The sequence below is a fragment of the Ferrovibrio sp. genome, from assembly GCF_019636075.1.
Taxonomy (GTDB): Bacteria; Pseudomonadota; Alphaproteobacteria; order Ferrovibrionales; family Ferrovibrionaceae; genus Ferrovibrio.
The window spans coordinates 61,363-68,083 of sequence record NZ_JAHBYG010000017.1; the positions used below are offsets into that span (position 1 = coordinate 61,363).

Genomic DNA, 6,721 nt, shown 5'->3' on the forward strand with positions numbered 1-6,721 from the left:
CCCATGCGTATCGTCGTCAACGGCAAGGCACATACTTACGAAGGTCCGGGCGGCAAGCGTCTGGCCGATCTGCTGCGGGATGATCTAGGCCTTATCGGCACCAAGATCGGCTGCAATGCCGGCGATTGCGGCGCGTGTACGGTGCTGATGGATGGCAAGCAGGTTTGCGCCTGCCTCACGCCGGTTGCCCAGGCTGAAGGCAAGCCGGTGGTGACGGTAGAGGGGCTGGAGGCCCATGGCACATTGTCGCGCCTGCAGCGCGCTTTTCTGGCGCATGGCGCCGCGCAATGCGGCATCTGCACGCCAGGCATGCTGGTGGCGGCTACGGATTTGCTGGCCGCCAAATCCAGGCCCTCGCGGCAAGAGGTGATGGATGCCTTGGGGGGCGTGCTGTGCCGCTGCACCGGCTATCAGAAAATCGTGGAAGCCGTGTTGGCGGCAAGCCGTACATTGCCTTTGCCAGAGGCTCCGCCGCAGGGCGAGGCAGTGGGCGCGCGGGCGGCAAAGGTGGATGGCCTGGCCAAGCTGCGCGGACATGAGCGCTATGGCGCCGATACGATTCCGGCGGATGCAATTTGGTTGCGCATTCTGCGCGCGCCGCACCATCGTGCCAGTTTCACGGTTGGCGATACCGCACCGTTGCTGCAAAAATATCCAGGCCTGGTGCGGGTGCTGACGGCAGCCGATGTGCCGTTCAACGGCTATGGCATCTATCCGCATATCAAGGATCAACCGGTGCTGGCCGATGGCATCGTGCGCTATCGCGGCGAAGCGGTGCTGGCCTTGGTGGGCAGCCGTGATGCCGTTGAAGCGGTGCGTGAGGAGGATCTGCCGCTTGCATATCTGCCGGAAGATCCGATCCATGGCGTGAAAGCCGCCATTGCCGCCGACAAACTGGTGCAGGCCGACAAGCCCGGCAACATGCTGCTGGAAGGCGGCGTGATTCGCGGCGATGCGGATGGCATGTTCAGTCAATGCGCCGCCTTTTCGGAAGGCCATTTCCAGACCGCTTTCGTGGAGCATGCCTATATCGAGCCGGAAGCCGGCTGGGCCCGCCGCGTAGGCGACCGCATCGAAATCCATGCCACCACCCAGACGCCTTATATGGATCGGGATGAAGTGGCTAACCTGATGCGTATGGCGCCCGATCTCATCCGCATCGTGCCCACCGCTTGCGGCGGTGGCTTTGGCGGTAAGCTCGATCTGTCGGTGCAGCCCTTGCTGGCCGTGGCCACTTGGCTGCTGAATCGGCCCGTCGCCTGCATCTATACCCGGCCGGAAAGCATGGCTGCCAGCACCAAGCGCCATCCGGCCACCGTGACGGTGAAATTCGGCAGCGATGCCGAAGGCCATTTGCAGGCTGTGCGCACCCATGCCGATTTCGATACCGGAGCCTATGCCAGTTGGGGCCCCACTGTGGCAAACCGTGTGCCGGTGCATGCCACGGGGCCGTATTTCGTGCCCCATGTGCATAATTGGGGCCGGGCGTTTTTCACCAATGCGCCGCCGGCCGGTGCGTTTCGTGGCTTCGGTGTGCCGCAGGCCGCCATTGCCCATGAATGCATGATGGATGATCTTGCCAAGCAACTTGGCCTGGATCGCCTGGAGATTCGCCGCCGCAATGCTCTGCGTGTTGGCCAGACCACCGCTACAGGGCAGTTGCTGGAGCATTCCGCCGGCCTGCCGGCCTGCCTGGATGCCTTGGCCGAACGCTGGCAGGAATGGCAGGATGCCGCCGATGGGTTCAACGCCAAGCCTGCGGCAAGGCGCAAAAGCGTGAAGCGCGGCGTGGGCATCGGTTGCATGTGGTATGGCATCGGCAACACTTCGCTGTCCAATCCTTCCACCATGCGGGTAAGCCTGCGGGCCGATGGTCGCTTCATGCTCTATAATGGCGCGCTGGATATCGGACAGGGCTCCAACACCATCATGATGCAGATCGTGGCCGATGCGGTGGGCGCGCCGATGGCTTTGTTCGACCTCATTGCCGGCGATACCGACCGCACCGCCGATGCCGGCAAAACCTCCGCTTCGCGCCAGACTTTCGTTTCAGGCCGTGCGGCACAGGAAGCCGGCCTTGATTTGCGACGGCAGATTCTGCGCTTGGCCAATGCAGCTGAGGATGCACGTATCCATGTGGCGGATGGCGCATTGCATATCGGCGAGAACGCCGCCATGCGAGTGATCCGGCTTGCCGATCTGCCGCGTCTGAATGAAGACGGCGACCTGCTGTTGGGCGAAGGGCGTTTCGATCCGCCCACCACCATGCCGGATGAAAACGGCCAAGGCATACCCTACGCCACCTATGCCTTCGCCGCACAGATTGCGCTGGTGGAAGTGGATGTTGAACTTGGCAAGGTGCGTGTATTGAAAATGGCGGCGGCCCATGATGTGGGCCGTGCCATCAATCCGCAGCAAGTGGAAGGCCAGATCCATGGCGGCATCGCGCAAGGCCTGGGTCTGGCATTGATGGAAGAATATCTGCCTGGCCGCACCGAGAATCTGCACGATTATCTGATCCCGACTGTCGGCGATATGCCGGAGATCGAGGTGATGCTGATCGAGGATGCAGAACCGCTCGGCCCTTATGGCGCCAAGGGCGTGGGCGAACCTGGCCTGGTGCCTACCGCGCCCGCCATTCTTGGCGGCATCCGCCATGCAGTGGGCGTGCGCGTGACCGAAGTGCCGATTCTGCCGCATCGTCTGCGCAAGGCAATCATGGCGCAATCACAGGCGAAGGAGGCGCAGCCGGCATGACGCTCGCCACCGCACAGCCGCCTGAAGGCAAGGCGGCAGATGTTGTCCGCTGCGATGCCTGTCCGGTGCTTTGCCGCATCCGTCCCGGCAAGGCCGGGGCCTGCGACCGCTATGCCAATGTGGAGGGCGTGCTTACCCGCGTTGATCCCTTGGTGATAACCCAGCAGGCGGCCCGGCAGGGGCAAGGGCGTGGCGTGGTGCCCTTCCTGGCTGGCAGCGAAGCCTGGGATGGCCAATGGCAGGCGCCCAGCTTTGTAACCGGCATCGGCGCCGGCACCACCTATCCCGACTACAAGCCTGCGCCTTTCATCGTTGCCTCGCAGCATCGCGGCGTGGACACCATCACGGTGGTTACCGAGGGAATTTTCAGCTATTGCGGCCTGAAAATAAAAATCGATACCGATCGTTATCTCGGGCCTGAACAGGCTGCTGTGCGGGTTGATGGCGAGCCGATCGGCCATGTCACCACTATGGAATACGGTTCGCAGATGCTGTCGCTGGGCGGCGTGCATCACCTGACCGGCGGCGGCAAAAAGGAAGGCGTGGTCACCTGCGATGCCATGCTGAAATTGGCCAACAAGCAGGCCGTTACGATGAGCATCGATGGTGGCGCCGAGATCGTTGTGCAGGCCGGGAAGCCGCCGATTGTGAATGGGGTGCCCGAACAGCGCATGCGCGTGGGCTGTGGTTCAGCCACTATCGGCATCTTCGCCAAGCAATGGCTGGGTCATGCCGATGAAGTGATCGTGGTGGACGATCACATCACCGGCGTGCTGACCGAGCACCAGGCCGGGCGTTTTCTGGATATGAAGCTGGCCGGCATCCGGGTGCGCGGCCGCAAATCCACTCCGGGCCGCTATTTCCAAGTGGCCGAACCCGGCCAGGGTTGGGGCGGCACCAATGTGCGCGATCCCCTGGAAATCATCGAAAAGATCGATCCTTCCGCTGCCTGGCCCGGTATGCGGCTGTTGATGGTATCTACCACCGGCGAGCATAGCGCCTGGTTCGTGCTGGATGATCAACTCAAGCCGCGGCCGGCGGAAATGCCGGCGCAGGTGCGCAAGGTGGTAGAGCGTATCGCGGAGAATTGCGAGCCGTCGCTTTGCTCGGTTCTGTTCATGGCCGGTGCCGGCGGTTCGCTGCGGGCCGGCGTGACAGAAAACCCCGTGCGGCTCACCCTGAGTGTGAAAGACCGGTTTACCCGGGTGACGGCCGGTGGAGCACCGGTTTTTGTGTGGCCTGGTGGCGGCATCACATACATGGTGGATGTGTTGGCGATGCCCGACAATTCCTTCGGTTATGTGCCTACGCCGGCTTTGGTTGCGCCCATCGAGTTCACCATGAGCCGTGAGGATTATGCCGCGTTAGGCGGCCATATGGATCATGTGGTGCAGTTGGACGACGTTTTGCGCAATCCGCGCATCACCCGTCTCAATGAAGGCGAAGACGAGCCATGAGCCAGGGAGCCATGAACCAGACTGGCATGACTGGCGCATCTGCCGCCTGGCTGCCCGGTTATCCGCGCCGCTTGCATCTGCAGCACGGCCCGATCGATCTGGTGATTCAGGCCGATGGCGTGCCGGCTGCGGTAGCGGCGGCGTATGACCGGGCCTGGGCACGGTTTCAAACCATACTCACCGAGCTGGTTTCGGAACTTGCGTTGCTGCGCACGGCCTTGCCCGATCCATCGGCCAGCACGGCAATGATATTTCCGCGCGGCCATGTGGCGCGCCGGATGGTGGCTGCCTGTCTGCCTTATGCTGTGGATTTCATCACGCCGATGGCCGCCGTAGCCGGATCGGTGGCGGATGAAATCCTTGCCGCGATGCGCGATGGTGCCGCGCTGGACCGTATTTATGTGAATAATGGCGGCGATATCGCGCTGCATCTGGCGCCGGGGCAAAGCCTGCGTATCGGCCTGGTGACGCGAGATGACGCGCCGGAGCTGGGTGGCTTTGCCGAATTACGCAGCGCAGATGCCAGCCGAGGCATTGCCACATCAGGTTGGCGTGGTCGCTCTTTCTCGCGCGGCATCGCCGATGCCGTCACGGTGTTGGCATGCAATGCTGCGCAGGCCGACGCTGCGGCCACCATTATTGCCAATGCGGTGAATGCCGAACATCCGAATATCGTTCGCGCACCTGCAAATTCCATCCACGACGATAGCGATCTGGGTGAAATACCAGTGACGGTGACTGTGGGTACACTGCCAATTTCGTTGATGCGGCAAGCCTTGTCGGCTGGCGCGACGGTGGCGCATGATCTGCGCCGACGCGGATTGATTCATGCCGCGCATTTGGTGCTCGGCGATTGTGTTGAAACCATCGGCGGCGCATCGGCGTTGCCGGATGCTGCCTTGGAGATGGTGTCGTGAGTGATGTAAGTGTTCGCAAGATCGTGCTGCTGACCGATGAAACCTATCATGATGGCGGCCCGCGCATCGAGAAGCCTCTGCGGCGCGGCGCGATTGTCGCGCTGGTGAAGAATCCCTTCGCTGGCCGTTATGAACCAGACATCATGCCCTTCATGGATAAACTGAAACCGTTGGGCATCGAAATGTCCACGCGGCTGATCGCCGCTATCGGTGGCCATGTGGAAGCTTACGGTAAGGGCAGCATCGTGGGCGAGGCAGGCGAGTTGGAGCATGGGGCGCTGTGGCATGTGCCGGGCGGCTATGCCATGCGCGAAGCGCTGGGCGGCGCCAAGGCCATCGTGCCATCTTCCACCAAGATGGGGGGGATGGGCACCCGGATCGATATTCCACTGCATCATTTGAATGCGGCTTATGTGCGCAGCCATTTCGATGCATTCGAGATCGGCGTGACCGACGGCCCCAAGGCCGACGAGATCGCCTTTATCCTCGCCATGAGTTCGGGCGGCCGGCCGCATTTCCGAGTCGGTGGTTTACTCGCATCCGAGATCAAGGGCGAGGACGGTTTGCGTTGAGATTTTTATTGCTGATTGTCGATCATTCACACCAACCAGGAGGTTCCTAAATGAAACGCGGTATCAAGGCAGTATTCGGCGTTGCCCTTGCGGCGGCGCTGACTGGCGGCGCGGGCGCAGCCTCGGCGCAAGACACCATCAAGCTCGGCGAAATGAATTCCTACAAGAATTTCGCCGCCTTTCTCGAGCCCTATAAGAAGGGCTGGGAACTGGCAGTCGATGAGATCAATGCTTCAGGCGGCCTGCTCGGCAAGAAGCTTGAGATTGTCAGCCGCGATGACAACGGCAATCCCGGCGATGCCGTACGCGTGGCCGAGGAATTGCTGAATCGCGAGAAGGTGAATTTCCTGATCGGCACATTCCCCTCCAATGTCGGCCTGGCCGTGGCCAGCTTCGCCAAGGAGAAGAAAGTTCTGTTCATCGCCGCCGAGCCGCTTACCGACAAGATCGTGTGGGATCAGGGCAACCGCTACACTTTCCGTCTGCGTGCTTCCACCTATATGCAGACCGCGATGCTGGTGCCCGATGCGGTGAAGCTGAACAAGAAGCGCTGGGCCATCGTGTATCCCAATTACGAATACGGCCAGGCCGCCACGGCTGCTTTCAAGAAGCTGATGCAGGAGCGGCAGCCCGGCGTGGAATTCGTGATCGAGCAGGCGCCGCCGCTCGGCAAGATCGAAGCCGGCGCCGTGGCCGATGCCATTGCCGCCGCAAAGCCGGATGCGATTTTCTCCTCGCTGTTCGGTCCGGATCTCGCCAAATTCGTGCGTGAGGGCAATACCCGTGAATTGTTCAAGGGCAAGGAAGTCTTCAACCTGCTGGCCGGCGAACCGGAATATCTGGATCCGTTGAAGGATGAAACCCCGGCGGGCTGGTATGTCACCGGCTATCCCTGGCAGGATATCAAGACGCCGGAACATACTGCCTTCCTCAATGCCTATCAGGCGAAGTTCAAGGATTATCCGCGCCTGGGTTCCATCGTGGGCTATTCCACTGTGCTGAGTGCTGCGGCCGTGAT

The 6,721-nt window shown here is 61.6% G+C and carries 5 protein-coding genes; all 5 read left to right on the plus strand.

Annotated elements, in window-relative coordinates; all coding sequences use genetic code 11:
* Positions 1-3: 3 nt before the first annotated feature.
* Positions 4-2,757: a molybdopterin cofactor-binding domain-containing protein gene (locus KF827_RS09410; RefSeq protein ID WP_291003950.1), complete on the plus strand. Its 2,754-nt coding sequence runs from the start codon at positions 4-6 to the stop codon at positions 2,755-2,757.
* Positions 2,754-4,214 carry a 6-hydroxynicotinate reductase gene (locus KF827_RS09415; RefSeq protein WP_291003953.1) on the plus strand — a complete coding sequence of 487 codons (1,461 nt, stop codon included), beginning with the start codon at positions 2,754-2,756 and terminating at the stop codon, positions 4,212-4,214. Before KF827_RS09410 ends, KF827_RS09415 begins: the two co-directional genes overlap by 4 nt.
* Positions 4,211-5,131: a UPF0280 family protein gene (locus tag KF827_RS09420; protein WP_291003956.1), complete on the plus strand. Its 921-nt coding sequence runs from the start codon at positions 4,211-4,213 to the stop codon at positions 5,129-5,131. The genes KF827_RS09415 and KF827_RS09420 overlap by 4 nt, the downstream gene beginning before the upstream one ends.
* Positions 5,128-5,703, plus strand: a complete 576-nt coding sequence (locus tag KF827_RS09425) for an amino acid synthesis family protein (protein WP_291003959.1) — start codon at positions 5,128-5,130, stop codon at positions 5,701-5,703. Before KF827_RS09420 ends, KF827_RS09425 begins: the two co-directional genes overlap by 4 nt.
* Before the next feature lie 50 nt (positions 5,704-5,753).
* A partial coding sequence (locus KF827_RS09430) for an ABC transporter substrate-binding protein (RefSeq protein WP_291003962.1) occupies positions 5,754-6,721 on the plus strand: 968 nt, incomplete at its 3' end.

Coding starts and splice junctions, on each gene's coding strand:
- KF827_RS09415 (WP_291003953.1), top strand. CDS start 2,754: ATGACGCTCGCCACCGCACAGCCGCCTGAAGGCAAGGCGGCAGATGTT.
- KF827_RS09410 (WP_291003950.1), top strand. CDS start 4: ATGCGTATCGTCGTCAACGGCAAGGCACATACTTACGAAGGTCCGGGC.
- KF827_RS09420 (WP_291003956.1), top strand. CDS start 4,211: ATGAGCCAGGGAGCCATGAACCAGACTGGCATGACTGGCGCATCTGCC.